This window comes from Bacillus sp. GW823-FHT06B01 (genome assembly GCF_058952315.1).
Window position 1 is genome coordinate 33,787 of the sequence record NZ_JBXAHR010000005.1, and the last position, 25,796, is coordinate 59,582.

A 25,796-nucleotide genomic window follows, 5' to 3' on the forward strand; every position below is an offset into this window, starting at 1 on the left:
GGTGGATTATTTGTTTCAAATTGGCGATAACATTGTTTATCCAATGCAGGGAGCAGGTATAATTAAAGCCATAGAAGAGAAGGAAATCACAGGAGAAAAACAACAATATTATGTTATAAAAATGTCGGGTAGTAATATGGAAGTAATGATTCCGGCAGGGAGAATATTGAGCTCAAATATACGACCAGTCACGGATATAACGGCAATAGCACACATATTGGATATTTTTCAACATGGAGAATCTGATAGATTACTTACGTGGAAACAAAGGTATAAATTGAACACTGATAAAATAAAGACGGGTAAAATACAAGAAGGTGCTGAAGTTGTACGTGATTTATTACGTATGCAGAAAGAAAAAGCACTTAATGCAAGCGAAAAGAAAATGTTAGATAACGCACACGAATTTTTGATTAGTGAACTGGGATTAATTGAAGGTATCACAGAAAGTCAAATAAAAAGCTTTTGTTAAGATTCATTACAAATAATGTATTAGATCCCAAAAAAGGTTTTGAATTTTTTGGGAACATAATTATAGAGAATTAATCATTTCAAAGACATTCAACTCTTTCAAACCACTTTTAGAGCATTAACCTCTTTTGTTGTTACTACAATCAAATCCATTTTTATTTTTTAATTCTTTACGAATATTCGAAGTTTAATTAAACACTTCGATAGAATAGTTACTTGATTTTTGCAATCCTGATTCACACTGGCACGGACGAGGAGCCGTAAGGATGAAAGAGAGGTAGGGCTTTCATTGTTTTAGGTTTATAAGTTATTATTTTTAGAAGGATACTGAACCACTCTCACTTCTATTGTTAAAGTTTTTTATATGTGAAGAGATTATAATTGTTTATTTTCTTTATATAAAAGAGATAAACGTGTTGTCATCCATATACGGTAAACTAAAAAAGGTTTCCTTCCTAGGAAACCTTTTTTTATTTGTATCATTCTGTTTTTTTGATATGCGAATGTTTGATGGTAAAGGCGTATAAATTGACGTTACTATCTAAAAGTAAGTATGATGCGATTATAGTAAGAATTTTTTAGGGGGAAGAAAAATGACAAGTTCAAATAATAAAGCAGCAAGTATTTATGAAGGAACAAATATAAATGATTGGGGTTCTTTTGAAAATATTGAAGAAACGAGGTTATTTGACTCGATTCAAATTGGATCTTGGTCTCTTCGTAATCGCATAGCAATGGCACCGATGACGAGATGTTTCGCGAATCATGAAACAGGAATCGTTGGTACTGATGTAGTCGAGTACTATAGAAAACGTGCAGCTGATGGAGTTGGCTTAATTATTACAGAGGGAATCGTCATTAGCCCAAGAGCAAAAGGAAATCCAGGAGTACCAGGGATTTATACACAAGAGCAAATCGATTCGTGGAAGCCTGTTACAGAGGCAGTACATAAAGAAGGTGGAACGATTATTGCTCAAATATGGCATGTTGGCCGTATGAGTCATCACGAGATAATTGGTGGGCAAATGCCACAAGCACCGTCTGCTATCGCTGCAGTGGGAAATGTTCCGCGTTTTCGTAAACCGTTCGACACGCCAGAAGCAATGACGTTAGAAGAAATACAAGAGGTGATTGGTCAATACGCACAAGCTGCGAAAAACGCGATCGAAGCTGGATTCGATGGAGTAGAAATACACGGTGCACACGGATATTTAATCGATCAATTTACTTATGATTTCGCAAATAAGCGTACTGATAAATACGGCGGAGATTTAAAGCAAAGGCTAACGTTTATGAAAGAAGTAACGGAGGCTGTAATAAAAGCTGTTGGGGCTGATAAAACACTTCTTCGCTTCTCTGCTTTCAAAGGTGATAATCCAACTTATATGTGGGAAAACCCTGAGCTTGCAATTGAAACGTTTGTAAATATGTTCAAAGAAGTTGGATTAACGATGATTCACCCTTCAACAATGAATTATACGGCAGTCATTGCTGACGGAAAGAATTTTCATCAATTAGTAAGAAAATATTGGGATGGTACGATCGTAGGAGTAGGGAATTTAAATCCGAAAGAAGCTGAAGAAGCGTTGCGAGAAGGAACGATTGATGTAGCGGCATTCGGAAGACCTTTAATTGCTAATCCAGATTTTGTTCATCGAATTAAAAATGCTGAAAGTTTAGTTGAATATGATGCGAAAGAGCATCTTGCTACATTAATTTGAATAAAGATAAAAGGAGAACACATCAGGTGTTCTCCTTTTATTATGGATTTTCATAGGAGGAAGCGGGATGAGTGAAACGCTACTCGTTATTATTAGTATATTGCTCTTATTGATGTTACTATTAATCATTTTTTTTATTATTACATTTTTTATTAAAAAACGGACGCATCATTCTATATTAAAGTTACATCCATACTTAGGAAGGATGCGTTATTTACTTGAAAAGATAGGGCCGGAATTTAGGCAATATTGGTTTGATCATGATACGGATGGAAAGCCCTTTTCACGTTATGATTTTCAAAGTGTAATGTTTCTAGCAAAATACCGTTCAGAAATACTCGGTTTTGGATCAAAACGAGATTTTGATGCATCTGGATATTATATCGCTAATACATTATTTCCTAAATTAACAGATGAATTAAGTGTGAATGTAACGCAAGAACGTGAAGGGAAAAAGTATGTGATTCATAAAGAAGGGTTATTTTCACGAAGAGAAAAATTGACAGCGGATACAACGAATCTTTGGTTATATGAAGAAGATGATGCAATTATCGTCGGTGAAAACCGCAAATATCCGTGGAAGCTACATGGCATGTTTGGGGCATCTGCGACTTCTTACGGTGCGATTGGCGAAAATTATATTTTAGCGAGCGGGTTTGGTGCGAAGATGGCTGGCGGATCGTGGATTAATACTGGTGAAGGTGGCGTTATTCCAGAACATTTACATACAGGTGCAAATATCGTTGCGCAAATTGGTCCAGGATTATTTGGATATCGTGACGAGGATGGTAATTTTTCAATGGAGAAATTTATGGAGAAAGCAAAAGAAAGCAATATTAAAGCATTCGAATTGAAATTTGGGCAAGGTGCGAAAATACGTGGTGGTCATCTAGAGGGACAAAAAGTAAATGAGAAAATTGCTTCTGTTCGGAATGTGCGAGAAGGAGAAACGATTAATTCACCGAATCGATTTCCATTTTTAAAGAATGCAGTAGATACACTTTATTTTATTCAACGTTTGCAAGAAAACGGCGGTAAACCAGTTGGGATGAAGATTGTAATTGGACAGCAAGAGCCGTTGGAAGATTTATTCAAATCGATGAAAGAGTTAAACATCTATCCAGATTTCATTACAGTTGATGGTTCAGAAGGTGGATCAGGTGCAACGTATAAATCGATGGCAGATAGTATGGGGATGCCGCTTATTCCAGCGTTACTGACATGTATTGATACAGCGAATCATTATGATGTTCGGGACAAATTCAAAGTTTTTGCCTCGGGGAAATTAATTACACCAGATAAAGTGGCAATTGCTTTAGCTATTGGCGCAGATGCTGTAAATTCAGCCCGCGGTTTTATGATGGCAAGTGGCTGCATAATGGCGCTTCAATGTAATTCTGGGCAATGTCCGTCTGGTGTGGCGACGACGAATCCTCATTATCAAAAAGCGTTAGATCCGTATGAGAAGAAGTGGCGGGTCATGAACTATATAATAAGTATGAGATATAGTTTGTTTTCACTTGCGGCAGCAGCGGGAGTAAAGAGTCCGCGTCATTTAACGAGAGAGCATATTGTGTTTAAAGATGAGATGGGAAGAGTAGTTCCTCTTTCGGAATTGTTTCCTATAGTAAATCAAACCTAAAAGTATATTTAATATGTAAGATTTTTCAGAGGAATAATCATATCGTTTGGAAAAATTAGGAGTATAATAGGGGAGTATTTTTAAAAATGACTATTTTTAGGGAGAGATTCACTTGCAGCAAGGTTCATACAGTATTACAATTTTTTTACTCGTCATAGGGCTCGTTATATTTAGGCGTATGCGTTCTATGAATCGCCCAATTAAAAATAAAGGAAGACGACTACTATTGCCATTATTCTTTTTATTACCAGGTTTTTCTTTATATGCTACACCGATACAACTTGCTGTTTGGCAAATTGGTATAGCTGCTGGAATTGGACTGTTATTATCAATTCCACTTATTATTTTAAGTGGATATGAAATCAGAGAAGATGGTCATATTTATGCAAAAAAAAGTATCGCTTTTATTGCTACATTTTTAGTTATCGTTCTTTTACGTGCTTATTTTAGAAGACATTTGCAAGGTTTAGATCCAAAGTCAATCGGTATTCTTTTTTACACTCTTGCAGTTCGTTATATAGTACCTTGGCGCATTGGTTGCTATATGAAATTTCGTAAAGTATATGTAGAGAAAGAGAAAATTGCAATGCCAATAAGTTAAAAGTCATACATTCGTATGGCTTTTTTCTTTTAAAATTTGTCTGATAAGTGAATGAAAATAAGGTGTGAAAAAAACGGTATTTTATTTTTTGAATATTTTCACTTTAATTTATTTTAAAACCGGGGTAATCCACTGGGATAAAGGCGTTTATAAAGGTTTTCACATGTAGTGAAAAGGGCTTGTTCACTTGAAAGAACAAAAAATGTTTGTTAAGGTAGGGAACCATAAGTGAAAACAAGAAAATAGAAAAAGTCATTTTTCGAAATTTTGAATGGCTTATGTAACTAAGGGAGAGATTTGGTGAAGATTGAGATTATGGTTTCGCTTGCTATTTATATGGCAGGTATGTTGTATATCGGTTATTGGTCTTATAAGAAGACATCCGATTTATCAGATTATATGTTAGGCGGAAGGGGACTCGGTCCAGCAGTTACAGCTTTATCAGCTGGTGCTTCTGACATGAGTGGTTGGATGCTAATGGGATTACCTGGTGCGATGTATGCAACAGGATTATCTAGTGTATGGATTGCGATAGGGTTATTGATAGGTGCTTATGCAAACTATTTAATTCTTGCCCCGCGTTTGCGAACGTATACAGAAGTGGCAAATGATTCAATTACGATTCCAGACTTTTTAGAGAATCGATTTAAAGATCGTACGAAAATACTTCGTTTTGTCTCCGCTATCGTCATTTTAGTATTTTTCACATTTTATGCGTCGGCTGGTTTAGTATCAGGTGGGCGCTTGTTTGAAAACTCTTTCAACCTTGATTACAAAATTGGTTTATTTGTAACTGTCGGTGTCGTAGTTGCTTATACACTATTCGGTGGCTTTTTAGCAGTAAGTTGGACCGACTTTGTGCAAGGATGTATTATGTTTATTGCGCTTGTATTAGTACCAATTGTTGCTTTTACAGATGTGGGCGGTGTAACAGAAACATTCAATACGATTAAGCAAGTTGATGCATCGCGTTTAGATATGTTTAAAGGGACTACAATTTTTGGTATTATTTCATTTTTAGCATGGGGTCTTGGGTATTTTGGGCAACCGCATATTATTGTTCGCTTTATGGCAATTACCTCTATTAAAGATTTAAAAACTTCTCGTAGAATCGGTATTGGTTGGATGACGATTTCAATTATAGGTGCAATGCTTACTGGTCTAATTGGTATTGCTTATTACGCTAAAAATAATGAGACATTACAAGACCCAGAAATGGTCTTTGTAACATTCTCAAATATTTTATTCCATCCGTACATTACTGGGTTTTTACTATCAGCTATTTTGGCTTCGATTATGAGTAGTATTTCCTCGCAATTACTTGTTATTTCAAGTGCAGTAACGGAAGATTTCTATAAAACATTTTTCCGTCGGGACGCAAGTGATAAAGAACTTGTATTTATCGGTAGACTGTCAGTATTAGTAGTAGCTATGATTGCAATTGTTTTAGCATATCATCCAAGTGATACAATTTTAACACTTGTCGGTTATGCTTGGGCAGGATTTGGTTCAGCATTCGGACCCGCTATTTTATTAAGTTTATATTGGAAGAGAACGAACAAATGGGGCGTTCTTGCTGGGATGATTGTAGGTGCAGTAGTTGTTATTACTTGGGTACAAATTCCAAGTTTAAAAGCCACTATGTATGAAATGGTACCTGGATTCTTCTGTAGCTTATTAGCTGTTATTGTTGTAAGTTTATTAACGAAAGAACCAGTGAAAGCAATTCATCGTGAATTTAATGAGATGGAAGCAGTGTTGGAAGAGGAAACGAAATAATTAGCGAAGAGAGTAAATGATAACTAGCATTTACTCTCTTTTGATTTAAAATGAAAATAAATAACTTGTTGACAACTAAAAGTAAGTAACTTATAATAAATTTCGAGTTCAAGATAATTTATTTCCGAATAAAGATTTCAGATAGAGTAAATATTTTTTTGAAATTATCTCGAATTCGAGATTAATTCAGTGATATAGAAGATAATGCGTAATTTCACAGCTTATATCTCGAATTAAAGATAAAATTATAACGATGGATTTTACTTTGCAGTATGGACAAAATGAATAATGAATTTTAATGTATACAAGTTTTTAAAATGAAATAAAAAGGGGCGGAGAAAATGGAAAAGAAAACGATGGGAATTCATCACATTACAGCAATCGTAGGACACCCACAAGAAAATGTAGATTTTTATGCTGGTGTGTTAGGTTTACGTTTAGTGAAACAAACAGTGAATTTTGATGATCCAGGCACGTACCATCTTTATTTTGGTAATGAAGGAGGAAAGCCTGGAACAATTATTACGTTTTTCCCATGGGCAGGTGCTCGTCAAGGAATTATTGGTGACGGTCAAGTAGGCATTACGTCTTATGTCGTACCAAAGGGCGCAATGGAGTTTTGGGAAAATAGATTAGAAAAATTCGATATTTCGTATACAAAAATGACTCGATTTGGAGAGCAGTATTTAGAATTTGATGATCCACATGGTTTGCATATAGAATTAGTAGAAAGAGAAGAAGGCGAATTAAATAATTGGACTTTTGGAGAAGTTACGCCAGAAGTAGCAATTAAAGGATTTGGCGGTGCTGTTCTTTTATCTGCACAACCTCAAAAAACAGCTGAATTGTTAGAGCATGTTATGGGTCTTGAGAAAATTGGAGAAGAAGGTGAATTCGTTCGATTCCGTTCTTCTGCTGATATTGGGAATATTATAGACTTGAGGCTATCGACAATCGGGCGTGGCCAAATGGGTGTTGGTACAGTCCACCATATTGCTTGGAGAGCGACTAACGATGATGATCAACTCGATTGGAAAGAACATGTGTCTCGTTTTGGATACCACGTAACTCCTGTACAAGATCGCAATTATTTTAACGCAATTTATTTTAGAGAACACGGGGAAATTTTATTTGAAATTGCAACAGACCCTCCTGGTTTCGCTCATGACGAATCGTTAGAGACGATGGGTGAGGAATTAAAGTTACCAGAGCAATATGAACCACATAGAAAACAAATTGAACAAACACTTTTACCATTTGAAGTGAGAAATTTAGATTAAAGTGATTGAAAGGGGAAAAGGATTATGATGAAACATGTTTTTCAAAAAGGAAAAGATACGTCAAAACCAGTGTTGTTATTACTTCATGGTACAGGAGGTAATGAATTAGATTTATTACCACTTGCAGAAATAATTGATCCAGAAGCATCTGTATTAAGTGTTAGGGGAAATGTATTAGAACAAGGCATGCCACGTTTCTTCCGCCGATTAGCAGAAGGCATTTTTGATGAAGAGGATTTGATTTTCCGTACGAAGGAATTAAATGAGTTTTTAGATGAAGCTGCAAAAACATATGAATTTGATAGAAATAATATTGTAGCTATCGGTTATTCAAATGGAGCAAACATTGCTGCAAGCTTATTATTCCATTACGAAAATGCATTAAAAGGTGCTGTCCTTCATCACCCAATGGTACCTAGAAGAGGAACACAATTGCCTAATTTAGCAGGGAAATCCGTATTTATCGCTGCTGGGACAAATGACCCGATTTGTTCATCAGCGGAGTCAGAGGAATTGAAGGTACTATTAGAGAATGCAAACGCTACTGTTACAATGCATTGGGAAAATAGAGGACATCAATTAACGATGGGTGAAGTAGAAAAAGCAAAAGAATGGTATGTCAATACAGTATTATAAAAGTAAAAAAAGAAGTATCTGCTAACAATTAGCAGATACTTCTTTTTTTACGACTGAATTGCAAGATGAGATGAAGAAAGCGGAAGTTGAATATCAACGATCGTACCTTTATCTAACTCGCTTGAAATGTGTAATTTACCATGATGTTCTTCAATTATTTTGTAACACATCATTAATCCTAGTCCTGTTCCCTTTTCTTTTAAACTATAAAATGGTTCGCCTAAACGAGAGATACGTTCTTCTGGGATACCACAACCTTCATCGATAATCCGTATTAAAATAAAGGTATCATCTAATGGTTTTGTTTGGATGTAAATATTTCCGCCATTTGGCATTGCTTCTATCGCATTTTTTAATATATTTATAAAAACTTGTTTTAATTGGTTACCATCACATTGAATATCATGTTTGTAATCAAAATGATCCATAATGATATGAACACTATGCATAATAGCTGTTGGTAAAATAAATGTAACTACCTCTTCAATTAAAGCTTGTATGTTACAAGTTTGGATAGATAATACTTGTGGTTTAGACATCGCCATAAATTGACTCGTGATAGATTCCATTTGTGAAATCTCACTTAACATAACATCGATATACCATTTCTGCTCCTCATTTATTTCAGGGAGTAGCAATGTTAGAAAACCTTTTAGAGAAGTGAGTGGATTTCGAATTTCATGGGCAATTCCAGCTGTCAGTTGTCCGACTACTGCGAGCTTTTCTGATTTTCGTAATAACTTTTCCGTTTCTTTTAGCTCGGTAACATCTCTTCCCATTACGATAAGACCTTTACGGGAGCCGTCAGGATGATAAAGTGGAACTTTCGATATACTTAAGATTAGATCGAAATCATCTCTATGAATAATAAATTCCTCGCCATGAAGAATTTGTCTTTGTTGCCATGCTAGTTCGTCGACTTCTTCACAATGTAAAAAAGCTTCTCGGTACGCTTCGTTATATTGAATGAGTTCACTATCTTTTTTCCCATGATAAGGTACATGGTGGAAATTGAAACAAGAAAGTGCGTAGTCATTTGCTTCAAGCCAGCGTCCTTCATGATCCTTAAATATAACAAACGCAGGCATGGAGTTCACTAATGTACGTAACCTCTTCTCACTTTCTTTTAGCATATTCTCAATTCTTTCTGATTTTTCAAGAGGCTTCATAATGGCATATACGCCAGTTAGACGATTTTGGACAAAAATAGGAACTAGTTTTGTCACGACGTCTAATAAGAATCCATTTTTATGATAAATTGATAAGATATACTCTTGTTGATTATCCGCTCCAGTATTCTTTATATTTTGTAATACTTGCTCAGAAATATGAGCTTCTAAAATAGAGGTAATATTTTTCTGTTCTAATTCTAAAGAATTGTAACCTAATATTCTTTCGGCAGAAGGATTTATATGTAGTATAACTCCCTCTAAATTTAATGAAATAATACTATCAGGATTGTGTTCGAACAGAGATGCGTACATTTCTGTTAATGAACGATTTTGTATATGGTTTCGCAAACGTCTAGAAATGTTCGGATGACGTTTTCTTTGAGTTGATGAATATTTTTTACGACTCATAATAGTTCCTCCGTACAAATAGCATCTAAAAAGATTTGTCTATTCATAACTATAATATAGATGTAATGTGTATTTCTATAAAAAATGGAAGTTATATAATAAATTTTGTTTTCTTTATTTTTTGCAAAGTGAGTACAAGGTGGTAATAAGGGGAGCTTATATTGTTTTATAACTCTTTTGTAAGTTACAAAAGTAGGTTTTCTTTATAACATTAGGGTAGAAGAGGGGGAAAGAAAATGAGACATTATATTCAAGGTATCGATCATGTACAAGTAGCTGCGCCTGTAGGATGTGAAGAAGAAGCACGAGCGTTTTATGGTGGAAAAATAGGTATGGAGGAAATACCGAAGCCGGAGGAATTAAAGAAGCGTGGTGGGTGCTGGTTTAAGTGTGGAAATCAAGAGATTCATATTGGAGTTGAGCAAAACTTCACCCCAGCTAAAAAGGCGCATCCAGCTTTTTATGTTTTAAAAATTGATGAATTTAAACAAGAATTAATAAAACAAGGTATTGAAGTAATAGATGATCATGCACGGCTAGATGTAATTAGGTTTTATGTGTCAGATCCGTTCGGAAATCGAATTGAATTTATGGAAAATAAAAACTAGGTGGGAATCCACCTAGTTTTTTAACCTTTTCTAAACAATCCTAATACTTCAACCGTTTCGGTAATGTTAACGAATGCATGAGGGTCAATTTCGGAAATTGTTAATTTCATACTTGCTAATTCTTCACGAGAAACGACGGTCATAAGTACACGTTTTTTTTCGCTGGAATAAGCACCTTCGCCATCAAGTAATGTAATTCCACGTACAACAGTTGAAAGGAGTTGTTTTTTCATTTTTTCTGCTTCATTTGTTACAATCATAAGTGTAACCTTTCGATGTTTCGTATGAATAGCATCGATCACTTTACCAGTTACATAAATTGAAAGTAAGCTTGTAAGAGCAACATCCCAAGTGAAGAAGAATCCTGCAATTATTACAACGACTGCATTTAAAATAATAAGGAATCCACCAAGTTTAATGTCTCTTTTTCGAGACAATAGCATACCGATAATATCAAATCCACCAGTTGATCCATTACAGTTAAAAACAAGGCCGATACCAGCTCCGGCAATGACACCACCAAAGATAGATGATAAAAGTGGGTCTGTTGCTACGACTTTTACTGGAACATAGTATAATGCAACAGATAATACAATAACAGAGATAATCGTGTTAAAAATTACTTTTTTTCCAAGACCTATGTATCCTAGAATAAGGATAGGTAAGTTTAATACAAAGTTAATAATACCCGTGTTTACAGGAGTTACAATTCCTAAAATAATAGCAATTCCGCCAATTCCACTACTTAAAATTTTGTGGGGGATAAGGAAAAGATTAAATGCAATCGCAATAATAATAGAACCAATAATAACACCAAGAAATCTGACCATCTCTTTCCCGTCCTTCACTAAAAAATTCATATTATTTCAAGATTATATATGATATTGAAAGTTTTGGGTAAAAACAGTTTATTTCGGAAAATTAGATTAATCAAAATAATTCGAGTGTTTTATTATTTGAAAGGGGATACAGATATGAAGGTAAAAACGTATCAACAGAAAAGCCCGTTGAAGCAAGAATGTGAGGATTCTTATTTTTGTAATGAAGAAAAAAAGATGTATGGTGTATGTGATGGTGCAACACCGCTCGTCCCGTTTCGTGATGAAAAGGGACATAATGGAGCATACATCGCTTCGCATTTATTTGCAAGTTATTTTGCTTCATTACGTGAAAATCATAGTTTGCAAGTTGCTGTTGCAAAAGCAAATGAAGCATTGCAAAGCAAAATGTTAGAGTATGAAGTAGATACGAGAAAAAAAGAGCATTTGTGGTGCACATGTATTGCGGCAGTTCAAATAGATGGTGAGAAAATGGAATACGCACAGTTAGGGGACTGTATGATTGTCGCAATACTTCAAAATGGAACAATGCAAGTATTAACGAAAGACACAGTTGAAGGAATTAGTAAACGAGCAAAAAAGAAGAGAGAAGAAGATCGTAAAAAAGGGTTATCTGTACCAGAAGAACATGTTTTTCAAGATGTACGAGAACAGTTAAAATACAATCGTTATCTTGCAAATATGCAGGGTGGGTATTCCGTTGCAAATGGAATGAAAGAAGCAATACATTATTTACAACATGGTGAATTACATATAGATGAAGTGAACGGGATTTTTATTTGTTCAGACGGATTATTCCACCCAGATTGGTCACTCGAACAAACTGTTGCATATATAAGAAAGAATAGTATAAGTGAATATGTAGCAATTATCGAAGAGTTAGAAGGGGAAAAGAGAATAAGACCAGATGATAAAACAATTATAATGATTGATTTTTAAGAGGAGGCAATTCATATGGAAATTAAATGTGCAAATCTAGCATTTCAAGACGAATTAGTTCCTTTAGAGAAAGTTAATAAACTGATTATCCACCATACATCCGAAGATGGATGGGATGTGTATAAAACACATGAATTTCATCAAAAAATAAGAGGGTGGAGCGGGATCGGTTACAATTATTTTATTGAAGAAGATGGAACTGTAGTCGAAGGGCGAGGTTTACATATTGGAGCACATGCGAAAGATAATAATAGGGATACAATTGGAATATGTATGACGGGTAATTTTGATAAATATGATCCAACTACCGCACAAATGAATGCATTATATTTTTTATGTAAAATGTTTATGAAGCAGTTTGCTATAAAGAAAGAAAATATACTCGGTCATAGGGAGCTAGAAGGCGTTACAAAAAGTTGTCCTGGAAAGCGTTTTTCTATGGTAGAGTTAAGAAACGGATTAACTTAAATATAGAGGAGTAACAAATGATGATGAATATAAAAATACCAAATGATAAAAAAGAAGAGCTAGTAGCACAAATTCAGCAATTTTTCGTTGAAGAAGATTTAGATGAAATTGGGCGTTTCCAAGCAGAGCGTTTAATAGAAGAAATGATTAAATTAGTAGGGCCATTTGCATACAATCAAGCGATTGGAGATGCTAGAAAGCTTGTAACAGAGAAACTATCTAATATTGAAGAAGATTTGTATGTGTTAGAGAAGAATGAAGGGAAGTAAAAAGAGCCGATGGGCTCTTTTTTTATTTGATTGATAGCAAAAAAACATGGAGAAAACACGGAAAGGACATTGGAAGTACACTATTTATTTTTAGAATATTCTTAGTTTTAAAATACTTCAGAAAGGAAGAGTGTAATGAGATTAACGCCAAGAGAAATTGATAAACTGCTAGTAGTTGTTGCGGCTGATTTAGCTTATCGACGAAAGGAGAGGGGGCTTAAGTTAAACTATCCAGAAAGTATCGCTATTATTACGTATGAAATTTTGGAAGGAGCAAGAGATGGTAAAAATGTAGCGGAATTAATGGAGCTTGGAAAAACCATTTTAAGTGCTGAAGATGTTATGGATGGTATTGCAGACATGATATCAGATATTCAAGTTGAGGCAACTTTTCCTGATGGAACAAAATTAGTAACTATTCATCAACCAATTCATTAAAGGAAGTGAATGAGATGATTCCAGGGCAATATATCCTTGCGAAAGAAGACATAGTATGTAATGAAAATAAAAAAGTAACGGAAGTTAAGGTGTTAAATCAGGGAGATAGACCGATTCAAATTGGATCTCATTACCACTTTTATGAAGTGAATGAGGCGTTAAAGTTCAATCGTAGTGTAGCAATTGGACAACATTTAAATATTCCAGCGGGTACAGCGGTAAGATTCGAGCCTGGGGATGAAAAAACGATTGAATTAGTTCCATACTCAGGGAAGCAAGAAGTATATGGATTTAAAAATAAAGTGGATGGCGATATTCAATCTTACAAAAAAAGAGGGAGATAGCATGAGTTTTAAGATGTCACGTAAACAATATGCTGATTTATATGGTCCAACTACAGGAGATTCTATTCGTTTAGCGGATACACAATTATTCGCACATATTGATCGAAATTACACCGTATATGGTGATGAAGCTGTCTTTGGTGGAGGAAAATCAATTAGGGATGGTATGGGACAAAATTCGCAACTTACAAGGGAACAGGGTGTTGTGGATGTTGTTATTACCAATGCAATTATTATTGATTATACAGGAGTATATAAAGCAGATATTGGTATAAAAGATGGAAAGATTTCAGCAATTGGTAAGAGTGGTAATCCTTCAGTTATGGATAATATTGATATCATCATTGGAACATCAACGGAAGTAATTTCTGGTGAGCGAAAAATCGTTACAGCTGGAGGTATTGATACACACGTGCACTTCATATCCCCACAACAAATTGATACAGCATTAGCTTCAGGTATAACAACTTTAATTGGTGGGGGAACGGGACCAGCAGAGGGTACTAAGGCAACTACAATAACGCCTGGATCTTGGAATTTAAGAAAGATGCTAGAAGCAGCAGAAGCTTTCCCTATAAATCTTGGATTTTTAGGGAAAGGAAATAGCTCAAGTTTACCTGCCCTGGAAGAACAAATATTTGCAGGAGCTATCGGATTAAAGATCCATGAAGATTGGGGAGCGACTTCTTCAGCGATTAATCACTCGTTACAGATTGCTGATAAATATGATATTCAAGTCGCTATTCATACGGATACGTTAAATGAATGTGGTTTTGTGGAAGAAACGATAAAAGCTATTGATAATCGTGTTATTCATACGTACCACACTGAAGGAGCTGGAGGTGGGCATGCACCAGATATTATAAAGATTGCTGCACTGAATAATATTTTACCTTCTTCAACGAACCCGACCTTACCATATACAGTGAATACGCTGGATGAACATTTAGATATGCTTATGGTATGTCATCATTTAAAAGCGAATATTCCGGAAGATGTAATGTTTGCAGATTCAAGGATTCGAAAAGAAACAATCGCGGCAGAGGATATTTTGCAAGATTTAGGGGTTTTCAGCATGATTAGCTCTGACTCACAGGCGATGGGAAGGGTTGGAGAGGTTATTATTCGCAATTGGCAAACCGCCGATAAAATGAAAAAGCAGATTGGTAGTTTAGAGGGAGATAAAGAATATAACGATAATAATAGAATTCAACGTTATATAGCTAAGTATACAATTAATCCAGCTATTACACATGGGATTTCAGAATATGTTGGCTCTATTGAAGTAGGAAAGTATGCAGACCTTGTAATATGGGATCCCCAATTTTTCGGTGTTAAGCCAGATATGGTTTTGAAAAACGGGATGGTAGTGATGGCATTAATGGGAGACGAGAATGCTTCGATCCCTACACCACAACCATATTATGAAAAAAAGATGTTTGGTGCATATGGAAAAGCAGTACAGTCAAGTTCGATTACATTTGTATCCAAAGCAGCTTACGAGAATAATATTAAAGAAAAATTAGGTTTAAATAAAGTTGTATTACCTGTTAAAAATACGAGAGAGATTTCTAAGCAAGATATGAAGCTGAATAATGCAACACCAGAAATGGAAGTAGATCCGCAGACATATGAAGTTAAAGTTGATGGACAAGTTATTACGTGTGAAGCAGTAGACGTATTACCTATGGCTCAAAGATATTTTTTATTTTGATATAACGGGGGAGATAAAATGATTATTGAAAAAATTAATAACAACGTATGCAATATGAATGATTTTTCAAATACAAAAAAGCATCTTGATAAAATATTGATTTCTAGTGAACTTTTACTGAAGAGGGTTCAGAAATTATTTTCAGAATCTGGTTTTGAAATTGGAGTGTCTTTAGATAATGGGGAAACATTAAAGAACGGTGATATTTTATATGAGGATGAACATCGTATTGTATATATTGAAGTGTTACCAGAAGAGGTAATTGTAATTACTCCAACGTCAATAAAAGAAATGGGGATTATTGCGCATAACTTAGGAAATAGACATTTGCCAGCACAATTCGATGAAGGGTGTATGATTTTGGCGAACGACTACTTAGTAGAAGAGTTACTCAAAAAGGAAGGTGTTCCTTATCAAAAAGAAAATAGAGTATTACCAAAACCGTTCAAGCATGCTTCACACAAACATATTTAACCTACTTAACCTACTCCAAATTAGTGATTCGAATTTCCCAACAGGAAGTTTTAGTCACTCTTTTGGATTAGAAACATTTATTCAAGAGGGACAAGTTACAAATAAAGGAGAATTTTTCAAATGGATTAATCGATATGTAAAAGTGCAATTAACACACACGGACGGCTTAATTTGCAAATATACTTACGAAGCCATTAAGAATAATGATGATAAGAAAATTACATTTTTAGATGAATTAATAACGGCACAAACATTGCCCTTTGAATGTAGAAAAGCAAATAGAATGATTAGTAAAAGCACCTCTAAGTTGTGTTGTGAATTGTTTTCATTTGCAAATTTAAATGTGTACAAAGAAAATATTTTTTGTAATAGATTACAAGGACATCCTAGTATCGTATACGGAATATTAGGGGCGGAATTGAAAATGACAATAGAAGAAACGCTCTTAGTTTTCTTATATTCAAGTGTTGGAGGCATTATTCAAAATGGTGTGAGAGCCATTCCTCTTGGACAAACAGATGGTCAAAAACTATTACAAGAATGCCATGAATTGATCTGTGAATCTATTGATAGAATTCAAATGCTTTCATTAGAGGATTTTGGATTGAATGATCCTGAATTCGAAATAAATCAAATGCAACATGAAGATGTGAATATAAGAGTCTTCATGTCATAGGGAGGAAAAATAAAATGATAAAGCCTATTAAAATTGGTATTGGTGGCCCGGTAGGTGCTGGGAAAACAATGTTAGTTGAAAAGTTAACAAAATATTTAAATACAGATTATGAAATTGCAGCGATTACAAACGATATTTATACGAAAGAAGATGCAAAGATTTTATTGAAAACAGGTGTTTTGCCAGAAGATAGAATTATTGGTGTAGAGACAGGAGGGTGTCCACATACAGCAATTCGAGAGGATGCTTCTATGAATTTTGAAGCAATTGAAGAGCTCATGATTAGACATAGTAATTTAGATATTATTTTTATTGAAAGTGGGGGGGATAATTTAGCTGCCACATTTAGTCCAGAGCTAGTGGATTTTTCGATTTATATTATCGATGTGGCACAAGGAGAAAAGATTCCTCGTAAAGGTGGACAAGGAATGATCAAATCTGATGTATTTGTTATTAATAAAACGGATTTGGCACCTTATGTAGGGGCTGATCTTGGAGTTATGGAGCAGGATACGAAAAATTACCGACATAATAAACCATATTTTTTTACAAATTTGAAGGATGAAGAAGGTTTACAGGGATTAATAAATTGGATGCGACAAAACATCATGTTAGAAGGATTGAAGAAATGAAAGCCCCTACAGGTGTCTTAAGCATTGATGTGATGGAAAAGAGACATAAAACGGTACCTATTAAGGTTTATCATAAAGATGCCTTAAAAGTAACACAGCCAATATATTTGGACGATTATGGTAGAGCATATTACTATATCATGAATTCTGGTGGAGGTTATTTAAAAGGAGATTTCTATTCTATAAATATAAATGTTCATGAAGATGCGAAAACATATATAACAAGCCAATCAGCAACGAAAGTTTACAAGACTCCAAATAGTTATGCTTTGCAAGAATTGAATGTTTATATTGGTGAAAATGCTGTTATGGAGTATTTACCAGACCCGTTAATTATGTACAAGGATGCAGCATATAAGCAAAAAGCAAATATATATATGCAAAATAATTCTACATTGATTTTATGCGATTCAGTTACGCCTGGTTGGTCTCCAAATATGGAGAAGTTCACATACCAGTATTTTGATTCGCTAACAAAAATATATATGGAAAACAAACTTGTAGTTTATGATCATCTATTGTTAAACCCTTTAAAAGAGTCGTTAGATCAAATGGGAATATTAAATCAATATTCCCATTATGGTACTTTCATAGTTATTAATGAGAACATTACAAATGATTTAATTGCAGCATTGAAAACTTCGCTTTCTAACACTAATAATATGAAGATTGGAATATCTTCTACGCCATGTAAAGGTTTTGTCATACGCATACTTAGTCATAATACAGAGGATATGGAGTCTATATTTTTTCAGTGTCATCGTTTTGTTAGAGAGAATTGTCTACATGAAGAATTAACATCCTATCGAAAATATTAAGTAGGAGAAGGGGATACTATGACTAATGTGGGATTATTATTTGTCGGTGCAGTTCTATTTATGAATGCACTAGCAGCTTTTAAACTCATTGATAGCAAAAGTGTAGGGTACTTCAATTTATTTGTAGGGGCATTACAAACTTTGACACCATTATATTTATTATTTAGAGGAAGTCAATCTGATGAGTGGACTATCCTATCTAATGGAACTATTTTTTTATTTGGTTTTACTTATTTATATGTTGGCCTTACGAATATATTAAAACTTGATTCTTCAGGTGTAGGTTACTATTCTCTTTGGGTTGCTATTATTGCAACAGTTATGGGAATAGTGAATCAATTACATGAGAGTGGAAGTCTACAAAGTACAATAATTTGGTTTTTTTGGGCGTTCCTTTGGTTTTTATTTTTCCTGCAAGATGGGTTGAAAAAGAAGATTCATATTTATGTAGGGATTGTTTGCTTCATTGAATCTTGGATTACTGCAACGATACCAGCCCTGTTAAAACTTACAAATCATACAGGCATGTTAAATGATTTTGTAATTATTTTAGTGACTATTATAACGATTGTAGTTTTTATTATGGCACTTTTCTTTTTCAAGAGTATTCAATCTAAAGTAGAAAGGGTTAGTAACTATGTGGAAAAGTGAACTGAAAAAAGCAACTAATTTTTTTGTTATTATTATATTTCTTCATGTGCTCGGAATTCTCTTATTATTACCTGCACTGTATAAAGGTAATAGCATAATTGGAATGGCTATTATTGCATATTCTTTAGGATTGCGTCATGCGTTTGATAGTGATCATATTGTCGCAATTGATAATACTGTTCGAAAATTAATTGAAAAAGGTAAAAACTCACAGGGGGTGGGGTTTTACTTCTCATTAGGACACTCTACTGTAGTATTTGTGATGATCGTATTAATTGCTTTAATTGGAAAAACAGCAAAACATGGAATGGAGAGTTTTTCTACTATAGGCGGTATTATCGGAACAATTGTTTCTAGTACATTTCTTATTATTATCGGTCTTACCAATCTGTTGTATCTTATTAAAGTGTTACGAAGCAAAGAGGATAAGCAGCCAGAGAACTTAGGATTTATATACCGTTTCACGCAACGCTTATTTACGTTTATTGATAGTCAAAAGCAATTGTATATAATCGGTTTTTTATTTGGTCTTGGTTTTGATACAGCAAGTGAAATCGGATTAATTGCTCTTTCTACAGTAACTGCAACAAGTCAATCTATCCCGCTTGTAAGCATATTTGCTTTTCCCATTTTGTTTGCTGCAGGAATGTCATTGATGGATACATTAGATAGTACATTCATGAATACGAATTATAAGTGGGCAATGGAAAATAGTCGAATAAGAAATTCATATAACGTATTAATTACCTCAATATCTGTTATAACGGCTTTTTTAATAGGGGGTTATCAACTATTATCTTTGCTTATTGAAAGCTATAATTTACAGGGCCCGTTTTGGAATCTCATACAGGTAGTTAATTTTGATTATTTGGGTATATGTCTTGTTGTATTCTTTATTATTTCTCTTATTGTTTTTGCTGTGTGGAATAGAAATGCCTTTAAAGAACCGCTTACAAAGAGTATAGAGAAATAAAAATATATTGTATGTCATTTGGTTCATTATGTATATAAAGTAAAGATAAAATTTTATAAAATAAAAAAACACGTTAGATGGAAATACATCTAACGTGTTTTTTTATTTATGTTCCTTATATTCATGAACTTTTTCTTTTACATTACCAACCGTATCTTTAGCAGTGCCTTTCACTTTATCCCATTTTCCTTCAGCTTGTAATTTCTTATTGTCAGTTACTTTCCCGACAACTTCTTTTACTTCACCTTTTACTTTATCAATGGCACCTTCTACTTTTTCCTTTAAACCATGATCATTCTTAGTCATACATTTCTCCTCCTTGTAGTTTGATTAGAATTCTCTTTTCATATTGCAAGTTGAACGATGTATCTAGTAATAGCGTAACAAATCTAGTTTGAATATTCAAATGATTAATAGGATAGAAAAGGAATTGTCATGAAATGTATAAAATTGTAATGAGAAGAGAAAGCATGTAAATTACATGTCTTTTGCAGTCCATATTGATTTTGTATAAGCAATTTTCATATGGGCACGTTCCATATTATTTTGACTTCCGCTACCGAACCTTGCTTGTCCGACTATTAAATGACAGTTTTTCGCTAGAGCTTTTTCTATTCGTTTTTGAATTAAGGCAGTATGACAGCCTTTACGCTGAAATTCTGGCAAAGTAGCAGAAGCAGCTAATGAAGCAATCCCATTATTTATATACAGGACACCAATGCCTGCAGGAGTATTTTGAACTTCGGCTATGAAAAAATGCCAGCCAGGTTTATTGTAGAGAATTTCGTTATTTTGGCGTACGCCATCTTTTGTAAAGGGTGGCATGTTAAATCCACGTACATATATGTCTGCAAAAATATGAAATTCATTTTCTTTTAGTTGGCGTACTGAAATGTTAGAAGTAAGTAGGGATGGATCTTCTCTCGGTATACTATATAAAGCGGTATGGAAGCTGGATTGGTAAAATCCTTTTTGAGATAAGTATTGAAATAATTCAGCTGTACCTTGAGCGGGTGTAATTTCAAAACGACAAGGGATTTGTAGCGATTGATAATAAGAGACGATTTCATCTATCTCATCTGTATTTGTAAAGGTAACGCCTTTTACTGTGTTAAAAGCAGGACCAAAAATTATTTTTGATGAAAAGGCAGTGGCATTCCCGAACTTTTTCATTTGTATTTGCATTGGATTTTCAGCTAACGCTTGTAGTGCTTGTAGTCTAGAAGAGAGCATATGTATTTCTGCGTTTTCAATTTCTTGAGCTGCATTGAGTGTCATAATTGTACTCATAATATTCCTCCGTCAATAAATATATTTCATAGTACATATACGATGTTTGTTCGGAGATTCCTGTTGAAATGTAAGAGAATAAGAGGTTTTTTGGAAGGGAAATGGAAGTGAACTGTCGAAGGGAGTGGAAACAGATTAAAGGTGGTGCTCTCATGAAACAGGAAGACGTGCAGACATGCTCTAATTGTGGTTCTCATAACATAGGAGAAGGGGAGTTTGTCGGTTATGCACAAATACGGAAAAAGGAGACGATGTTCACATCTTCACCAGTAGATGCTTATATTTGTACAGATTGCGGGAATATCCTTTTATTAAAAGTACGACATTATGAAAAGTTTAAGCAGAAGCCGTTATAATTATGGAGAAGTGTTTTTATTAGGGAAGTTAGAGGAGTAATATTTTACATATATATATATATGAGTATGTCTTTATATAAAGAGATAACAACATATACTGTGTGGGATGCTTATTAATCGTTGCACGACATACAAAAATGTATAGAAGAAATTGTGAATCAATATGGGGAAGACAAATTAACCCTTATTGGAATACTTCATATCGAAAACTCCTTTAAATGAATAAGGGAGTTTTTTTTTTTTTTTGTAACAGTAATTACCTTTAATTGTTATAATTGGTTATTGGGAGAGGGTATTTTATTAACGCCATAATCATAGAAGAAAACTAGCTAAATCGTATAGAAAACGGCTATATAACACAATCGCAACCATAAGTTGACAAAGTGCAACTGCAGGAAGATAGAGATAAGGGTAATGTTTACATACAATTTAGTTAAGAAAACAAAGGGGGACACACATATGGGATTTGGTGAAAAGCTTTTTAAATTAAGAAAGGAAAAGGGCCTTTCTCAAGAAGCATTAGCTGAAAAATTAAACACAACAAGGCAAGCGGTTAGTAAATGGGAAAACGGTCAAGGTTTTCCTGAAACTGAAAAGTTAATAATGATTGGAAATGTATTTGAAGTATCACTCGACTATTTATTAAAAGAAACTGCTGAGCAAAGTAATGAAAATGTGGATGGTTATTACGTAAGTAAGGAAATGGCAGAAGGGTATATAGTATATGGACAAAAAATTTCTAAATATATTGCGTTAGGATTTAGTTTGCTTATTTTATCTACAATACCGTATTTATTATTTAAGGAAGATGCAACAATGTCGACATTCCTTGTCATTATCATTGCTGTTCTTGGAATTGGAGCAATGATGGTACCGGCAACGATAGAAGAGAGTCGATACAATGTATTGAAAAAAGAAGAACTACTATTTGATCAAAACTTTCTAAAAGAATTGACAAAAAGATATGCAATTATTAAGAAAAAGTATGCGGCAGTAATGATCATTGGATTTTGTTTTATAGCCGCAGGCGCAATCCCGTTTTTGTTTGAGAAAAAGCATATCACTTCAGGAGAATTAGTACAGTATCACCCTTATTGTGTTGTACTTATTGCTATCGGAGTTTATCTTTTTGTTCGTATGTTAGGAGTATTAGAGGCGTATCGAATTTTAGTAGAAAATAAAGAATATAGTAATCGTCTTATTTTTAAACTGAAAAAGAAAGTGAGAGAAAAAGTGGATAATTTTTAATAGGAGAAAACATATTTTTATTAAAAGTTAAGATAGGAGTGTAATGATGTCAAATCTTCTAGAAATTGAAAATTTAAGTAAATCATTTGGAAATAAAGTTGTTTTAAGAGATGTTTCCTTCAATGTGCGGTCTGGATCAATTGTTGGATTCATTGGTAACAATGGAGCTGGGAAATCAACAACCTTTAAAACAGTATTACAATTAATTTCTAAAGATAATGGTACAGTAAAAATATTTGGTAAAGAAAATATAAATAAAGATGCCAAGATTAAGGAAAAGATAGGAGTCGTATTTGATGCTATGAATCTACCGGCTCATCTTACGATAAAGCAACTAAACAAAGTTTTTGAAAAGATGTTTGACTCTTGGGATAGAGAAAATTTTTACCGATTAGTTCATTCTTTCTCTTTACCTACTAATGAGAAAGTAGGTAAATTCTCGCGTGGAATGTCAATGAAACTAACTATAGCTGTTGCGCTGTCACATAATGCAAAATTATTAATTCTAGATGAAGCGACGGGAGGTCTCGATCCTTCATCTAGGGAGGAGGTGTTGGAGGAATTAAAAAGTTTTGTGAGTAAAAGTAATGGTGGTATACTACTTTCTTCTCATATTATGAGTGATGTAGAAAAAATAGCTAGCCATCTTATCATTATAAAAGATGGAGAAATTTTATTGAATGAAGAAAAGAATAAGGTTTTGGACAAGTATGCCATTGTAGATGTTGATGAGGAACAACTAACTTTAATTAACAAAGATATAGTTGTGGTGAAAAGGAATAATGGTTCTTATTTCAATGTACTTGTATCAGATGTGCATAAACTACCAAATGGGATTGCTCATAGAACCATTTCGATAGAAGAAATGAGTGTCTTATTAACGAGGAGTGAAAAATAAATGAGAGGTTTATTATTGACAAACTATTATCTAGTGTATCGAACTTTCTTTATGTTCATGGGAATAGCGATATTAGGAGCAGGATTCGTTTTTTATTTTGGTGATGCTTCAATGTACCGTTTAATTGCTACGTTTATTATCTTTTTTGCTGCGATTCCTGCACTTGAAGTTATTAAATATGAGAGTAAGTCAGGTTATGAAAAGTATGTACTTACTTTACCGGTTACTAGAAATAACATTGTACAAAGTCACTACCTTTTCTATTTTTTAGTTGTAATTATTGGTACTGTATTATCATATGGCATATTTTATGTACATGGTTTCATTTCAGATACACCAATTGATGATGGTATATTTAATAGTGTTTCTTTAGGGACGTTCATCATTCTTAATGCCGGAGCGATAGCCTATCCACTCCTGTATGTTTTTGGAGCAGAAAAATCTGATGTTATTACAATTGGAGGCGCATGCGGGGGACTTGTTACTTATTTCGGATTACAAAGTGTAATTGGCTATCTAATAGAACAATTTCCAATATCAAATTTAAATTTATCTGTATACGTTTCAATTCTATATACAATATTTGGCGTTATCATATATATCTTTTCTTTTGTTATTTCGGTATTTATATATCGTAAGAAGGAGTTTTAGTATGTTTTTTCTTAATATTTTCTGAATTATTTCCAAAGGAATAATTCAGAAAATACGGAAAAATGTCGTAATCACTTGTAGAAATCTGTTATAATGAACAAAATGAAAACGCTTTAAAGGGGGATATAACCAATATGATGATGAATGTACCGTTAACAATTAGTTCTATGATGGAAAGAGCAGAAAAACTGTTTTCAAAGAAAGAAATTGTTTCACGGACACATGATACAGTTACGACGTTAACGTATAAGCAGTTAGGTGAAAGGACGAGAAGGCTTTCTAGTGCGTTACAAAAGCTTGGGATTAAAGAAGGCGAGCGTATAGGAACGTTAGCGTGGAATCATCATCGACATGTGGAAGCGTATTTTGCTATTCCTGGTATTGCTTCCGTTTTACACACAATTAATATTCGTTTATCTCCTCAACATATTTCATACATTATTCAGCACGCAGAAGATCGAATTCTACTTATAGATGAAGATCTCGTACCACTTGTTGAAAATATTCAATCACAATTATCAACTGTACAAGCCTACATTATTATGACTGATAAAGATGAACTTCCCAATACTACGCTAGAACCTGTATATCATTATGAAAAGCTATTAGAAGAAGGCGATCCAACTTTCCAATTTGTAAAAGATATTGATGAAAATACACCTGCTGGTATGTGTTATACGTCAGCGACTACAGGAAACCCAAAAGGTGTTGTATATACGCATCGTAGTACTGTATTACATTGTATGGCACTCGGTTTAGCGGATACAGCTGCTTTATCGGAAAGTGATGCGGCGATGGCAATTGTACCGATGTTCCATGTGAACGCTTGGGGGCTCCCTTTTGCAGCTACTTGGTTTGGAACTAAACAAGTACTGCCAGGACCAATGTTTACTCCAAAAATTTTATTAGAGATGATTCAAGCTGAAAAAGTAACGATAGCAGCAGGTGTGCCGACAATTTGGCTCGGTGTATTACAAGAGTTAGAAAATAATAGTTACGATTTATCTAGTATAACGAGAATATTATGCGGTGGTGCTGCTGCACCGAAAAGCGTTATTAAAGCATTTGAGCAAAAATATAATGTTCCTTTCGTACATGCATATGGTATGACTGAAACAAGCCCACTCGTAACACTTGCACGTTTAAAAAGTTATGAAACAGAATTATCATATGAAGAGCAATTAGAAATCCGCTCAAAACAAGGGTATCTTGTCCCTGGTGTGGAGATGAAAGTAGTCGGTACAAACGGTGAAGTGAAGTGGGATGGTACGGAAATGGGAGAACTATGTTTACGAGCACCATGGATCGCTGAAAGTTATTATAACGATGAACGTACTGTCGAAGGTTTTCGTGATGGTTGGTTATATACAGGAGATGTCGTTACGGTTGACGAGGAAGGCTGCGTGAAAATTGTTGACCGTACGAAAGATGTTATTAAAAGCGGAGGTGAGTGGATTTCTTCAGTTGACCTTGAAAATGCATTAATGGCACATGATGCTATATTTGAAGCAGCTGTCGTTGCCGTTCCTCATCCGCAGTGGCAAGAGCGACCAATTGCCTGCGTCGTTCAAAAGAAAAATAGTACAGTAACAAAAGAAGAAATATATGAGTTTTTAAAGCCACAGTTTGCGAAGTGGTGGTTACCAGATGATATTGTATTTATGGAAGAAATACCGAAAACATCTGTTGGGAAGTTTTTAAAACAGGCGCTTCGGAAAGAACTTGAGCATTTGCATAAAGAGAAATAATTGAAAAAATATTTGTAAACCTATATTTAAAACAAGTTGACAAAGACTAAAT

The 25,796-nt window shown here is 34.2% G+C and carries 29 protein-coding genes; 25 read left to right on the forward strand and 4 right to left on the reverse strand.

What is annotated here, in order from left to right:
* Window positions 1–10: 10 nt before the first annotated feature.
* The 7 genes from AC1Q8N_RS21710 to AC1Q8N_RS21740 all read left to right on the forward strand — a co-directional run bounded on the left by AC1Q8N_RS21710 (window position 11) and on the right by AC1Q8N_RS21740 (window position 8,130).
* The gene (locus AC1Q8N_RS21710; protein WP_170771247.1) at window positions 11–472 is read left to right on the forward strand and encodes a CarD family transcriptional regulator; all 462 of its coding nucleotides are present in this window, start codon (window positions 11–13) and stop codon (window positions 470–472) included.
* Window positions 473–1,064: 592 nt separating this feature from the next.
* Window positions 1,065–2,192 carry an alkene reductase gene (locus AC1Q8N_RS21715; RefSeq protein ID WP_098642773.1) on the forward strand — a complete coding sequence of 376 codons (1,128 nt, stop codon included), beginning with the start codon at window positions 1,065–1,067 and terminating at the stop codon, window positions 2,190–2,192.
* Window positions 2,193–2,259: 67 nt separating this feature from the next.
* On the forward strand, window positions 2,260–3,834 hold the full coding sequence (locus AC1Q8N_RS21720) for an FMN-binding glutamate synthase family protein (protein WP_048544127.1): 1,575 nt from the start codon (window positions 2,260–2,262) through the stop codon (window positions 3,832–3,834).
* Between the two features lie 112 nt (window positions 3,835–3,946).
* Window positions 3,947–4,435: a CcdC protein domain-containing protein gene (locus tag AC1Q8N_RS21725; RefSeq protein WP_493521373.1), complete on the forward strand. Its 489-nt coding sequence runs from the start codon at window positions 3,947–3,949 to the stop codon at window positions 4,433–4,435.
* Between the two features lie 300 nt (window positions 4,436–4,735).
* On the forward strand, window positions 4,736–6,214 hold the full coding sequence (putP, locus tag AC1Q8N_RS21730; protein WP_141520047.1) for a sodium/proline symporter PutP: 1,479 nt from the start codon (window positions 4,736–4,738) through the stop codon (window positions 6,212–6,214).
* 341 nt (window positions 6,215–6,555) lie between these two features.
* Window positions 6,556–7,494 (forward strand): ring-cleaving dioxygenase, encoded by a 939-nt coding sequence (locus AC1Q8N_RS21735; protein WP_098079664.1) that lies wholly within the window; start codon window positions 6,556–6,558, stop codon window positions 7,492–7,494.
* A gap of 24 nt (window positions 7,495–7,518) precedes the next feature.
* On the forward strand, window positions 7,519–8,130 hold the full coding sequence (locus tag AC1Q8N_RS21740) for an alpha/beta hydrolase (RefSeq protein WP_000975462.1): 612 nt from the start codon (window positions 7,519–7,521) through the stop codon (window positions 8,128–8,130).
* A gap of 47 nt (window positions 8,131–8,177) precedes the next feature.
* Here AC1Q8N_RS21740 and AC1Q8N_RS21745 read toward each other — a convergent pair whose 3' ends face one another.
* Complete coding sequence (locus tag AC1Q8N_RS21745) at window positions 8,178–9,710, reverse strand: BA3702 family sensor histidine kinase (RefSeq protein ID WP_098079662.1); 1,533 nt, start codon at window positions 9,708–9,710, stop codon at window positions 8,178–8,180.
* A gap of 236 nt (window positions 9,711–9,946) precedes the next feature.
* On the opposite strand from AC1Q8N_RS21745, the gene AC1Q8N_RS21750 reads away from it, so the two are divergent.
* Complete coding sequence (locus tag AC1Q8N_RS21750) at window positions 9,947–10,318, forward strand: VOC family protein (protein ID WP_048544119.1); 372 nt, start codon at window positions 9,947–9,949, stop codon at window positions 10,316–10,318.
* 20 nt (window positions 10,319–10,338) lie between these two features.
* On the opposite strand, the gene AC1Q8N_RS21755 is transcribed toward AC1Q8N_RS21750, so the two are convergent.
* A complete protein-coding gene (locus AC1Q8N_RS21755; protein WP_176519582.1) occupies window positions 10,339–11,178 on the reverse strand; it encodes a YitT family protein in 840 nt (279 codons plus the stop codon).
* A 114-nt stretch (window positions 11,179–11,292) separates the two neighbouring features.
* Between AC1Q8N_RS21755 and AC1Q8N_RS21760 the strand changes: the two genes are divergently transcribed.
* From AC1Q8N_RS21760 to AC1Q8N_RS21815, 12 genes are all read left to right on the forward strand, one after another.
* Window positions 11,293–12,096 carry a protein phosphatase 2C domain-containing protein gene (locus AC1Q8N_RS21760; protein WP_098079660.1) on the forward strand — a complete coding sequence of 268 codons (804 nt, stop codon included), beginning with the start codon at window positions 11,293–11,295 and terminating at the stop codon, window positions 12,094–12,096.
* A gap of 15 nt (window positions 12,097–12,111) precedes the next feature.
* Window positions 12,112–12,564 (forward strand): peptidoglycan recognition protein family protein, encoded by a 453-nt coding sequence (locus tag AC1Q8N_RS21765; protein ID WP_098079659.1) that lies wholly within the window; start codon window positions 12,112–12,114, stop codon window positions 12,562–12,564.
* A 17-nt stretch (window positions 12,565–12,581) separates the two neighbouring features.
* Window positions 12,582–12,833 (forward strand): DUF2164 domain-containing protein, encoded by a 252-nt coding sequence (locus tag AC1Q8N_RS21770; RefSeq protein ID WP_001994665.1) that lies wholly within the window; start codon window positions 12,582–12,584, stop codon window positions 12,831–12,833.
* A gap of 135 nt (window positions 12,834–12,968) precedes the next feature.
* Window positions 12,969–13,271 carry an urease subunit gamma gene (locus AC1Q8N_RS21775; RefSeq protein WP_001241328.1) on the forward strand — a complete coding sequence of 101 codons (303 nt, stop codon included), beginning with the start codon at window positions 12,969–12,971 and terminating at the stop codon, window positions 13,269–13,271.
* A 14-nt stretch (window positions 13,272–13,285) separates the two neighbouring features.
* Window positions 13,286–13,615: an urease subunit beta gene (locus tag AC1Q8N_RS21780; protein WP_048544111.1), complete on the forward strand. Its 330-nt coding sequence runs from the start codon at window positions 13,286–13,288 to the stop codon at window positions 13,613–13,615.
* A 1-nt stretch (window position 13,616) separates the two neighbouring features.
* Window positions 13,617–15,329: an urease subunit alpha gene (gene ureC / locus AC1Q8N_RS21785; protein WP_048544109.1), complete on the forward strand. Its 1,713-nt coding sequence runs from the start codon at window positions 13,617–13,619 to the stop codon at window positions 15,327–15,329.
* An 18-nt stretch (window positions 15,330–15,347) separates the two neighbouring features.
* Window positions 15,348–15,803 carry an urease accessory protein UreE gene (locus tag AC1Q8N_RS21790; RefSeq protein ID WP_048544106.1) on the forward strand — a complete coding sequence of 152 codons (456 nt, stop codon included), beginning with the start codon at window positions 15,348–15,350 and terminating at the stop codon, window positions 15,801–15,803.
* Complete coding sequence (locus tag AC1Q8N_RS21795) at window positions 15,781–16,479, forward strand: urease accessory protein UreF (protein WP_048544104.1); 699 nt, start codon at window positions 15,781–15,783, stop codon at window positions 16,477–16,479. The genes AC1Q8N_RS21790 and AC1Q8N_RS21795 overlap by 23 nt, the downstream gene beginning before the upstream one ends.
* Window positions 16,480–16,493: 14 nt before the next feature.
* Complete coding sequence (ureG, locus tag AC1Q8N_RS21800) at window positions 16,494–17,111, forward strand: urease accessory protein UreG (protein WP_000594929.1); 618 nt, start codon at window positions 16,494–16,496, stop codon at window positions 17,109–17,111.
* Window positions 17,108–17,929, forward strand: coding sequence for an urease accessory protein UreD (locus tag AC1Q8N_RS21805; protein WP_048544100.1), 822 nt, complete (start codon window positions 17,108–17,110; stop codon window positions 17,927–17,929). The genes ureG and AC1Q8N_RS21805 overlap by 4 nt, the downstream gene beginning before the upstream one ends.
* Before the next feature lie 18 nt (window positions 17,930–17,947).
* Window positions 17,948–18,580 (forward strand): AmiS/UreI family transporter, encoded by a 633-nt coding sequence (locus AC1Q8N_RS21810; RefSeq protein ID WP_048544098.1) that lies wholly within the window; start codon window positions 17,948–17,950, stop codon window positions 18,578–18,580.
* A complete protein-coding gene (locus tag AC1Q8N_RS21815; RefSeq protein ID WP_098079655.1) occupies window positions 18,567–19,553 on the forward strand; it encodes a HoxN/HupN/NixA family nickel/cobalt transporter in 987 nt (328 codons plus the stop codon). The genes AC1Q8N_RS21810 and AC1Q8N_RS21815 overlap by 14 nt, the downstream gene beginning before the upstream one ends.
* Window positions 19,554–19,655: 102 nt before the next feature.
* Here AC1Q8N_RS21815 and AC1Q8N_RS21820 read toward each other — a convergent pair whose 3' ends face one another.
* Together AC1Q8N_RS21820 and AC1Q8N_RS21825 are read right to left on the reverse strand one after the other, a co-directional pair.
* A complete protein-coding gene (locus AC1Q8N_RS21820) occupies window positions 19,656–19,859 on the reverse strand; it encodes a CsbD family protein (RefSeq protein ID WP_048544094.1) in 204 nt (67 codons plus the stop codon).
* A gap of 171 nt (window positions 19,860–20,030) precedes the next feature.
* A complete protein-coding gene (locus AC1Q8N_RS21825) occupies window positions 20,031–20,843 on the reverse strand; it encodes a GNAT family N-acetyltransferase (RefSeq protein WP_048544092.1) in 813 nt (270 codons plus the stop codon).
* 152 nt (window positions 20,844–20,995) lie between these two features.
* Here AC1Q8N_RS21825 and AC1Q8N_RS21830 point away from each other — a divergent pair, with 152 nt between their 5' ends.
* The 5 genes from AC1Q8N_RS21830 (at window position 20,996) to AC1Q8N_RS21850 (ending at window position 25,744) form a co-directional block, all read left to right on the forward strand.
* Complete coding sequence (locus tag AC1Q8N_RS21830) at window positions 20,996–21,199, forward strand: hypothetical protein (RefSeq protein WP_048544090.1); 204 nt, start codon at window positions 20,996–20,998, stop codon at window positions 21,197–21,199.
* A 459-nt stretch (window positions 21,200–21,658) separates the two neighbouring features.
* Entirely contained in the window at window positions 21,659–22,447 is a 789-nt protein-coding gene (locus AC1Q8N_RS21835) for a helix-turn-helix domain-containing protein (protein ID WP_098079653.1), read from the forward strand.
* A 46-nt stretch (window positions 22,448–22,493) separates the two neighbouring features.
* Window positions 22,494–23,345 carry an ABC transporter ATP-binding protein gene (locus tag AC1Q8N_RS21840; protein WP_493521374.1) on the forward strand — a complete coding sequence of 284 codons (852 nt, stop codon included), beginning with the start codon at window positions 22,494–22,496 and terminating at the stop codon, window positions 23,343–23,345.
* Window positions 23,346–23,996, forward strand: a complete 651-nt coding sequence (locus tag AC1Q8N_RS21845) for an ABC-2 transporter permease (protein WP_048544081.1) — start codon at window positions 23,346–23,348, stop codon at window positions 23,994–23,996.
* A 134-nt stretch (window positions 23,997–24,130) separates the two neighbouring features.
* On the forward strand, window positions 24,131–25,744 hold the full coding sequence (locus AC1Q8N_RS21850) for a long-chain fatty acid--CoA ligase (RefSeq protein ID WP_098068990.1): 1,614 nt from the start codon (window positions 24,131–24,133) through the stop codon (window positions 25,742–25,744).
* Window positions 25,745–25,796: the final 52 nt, after the last annotated feature.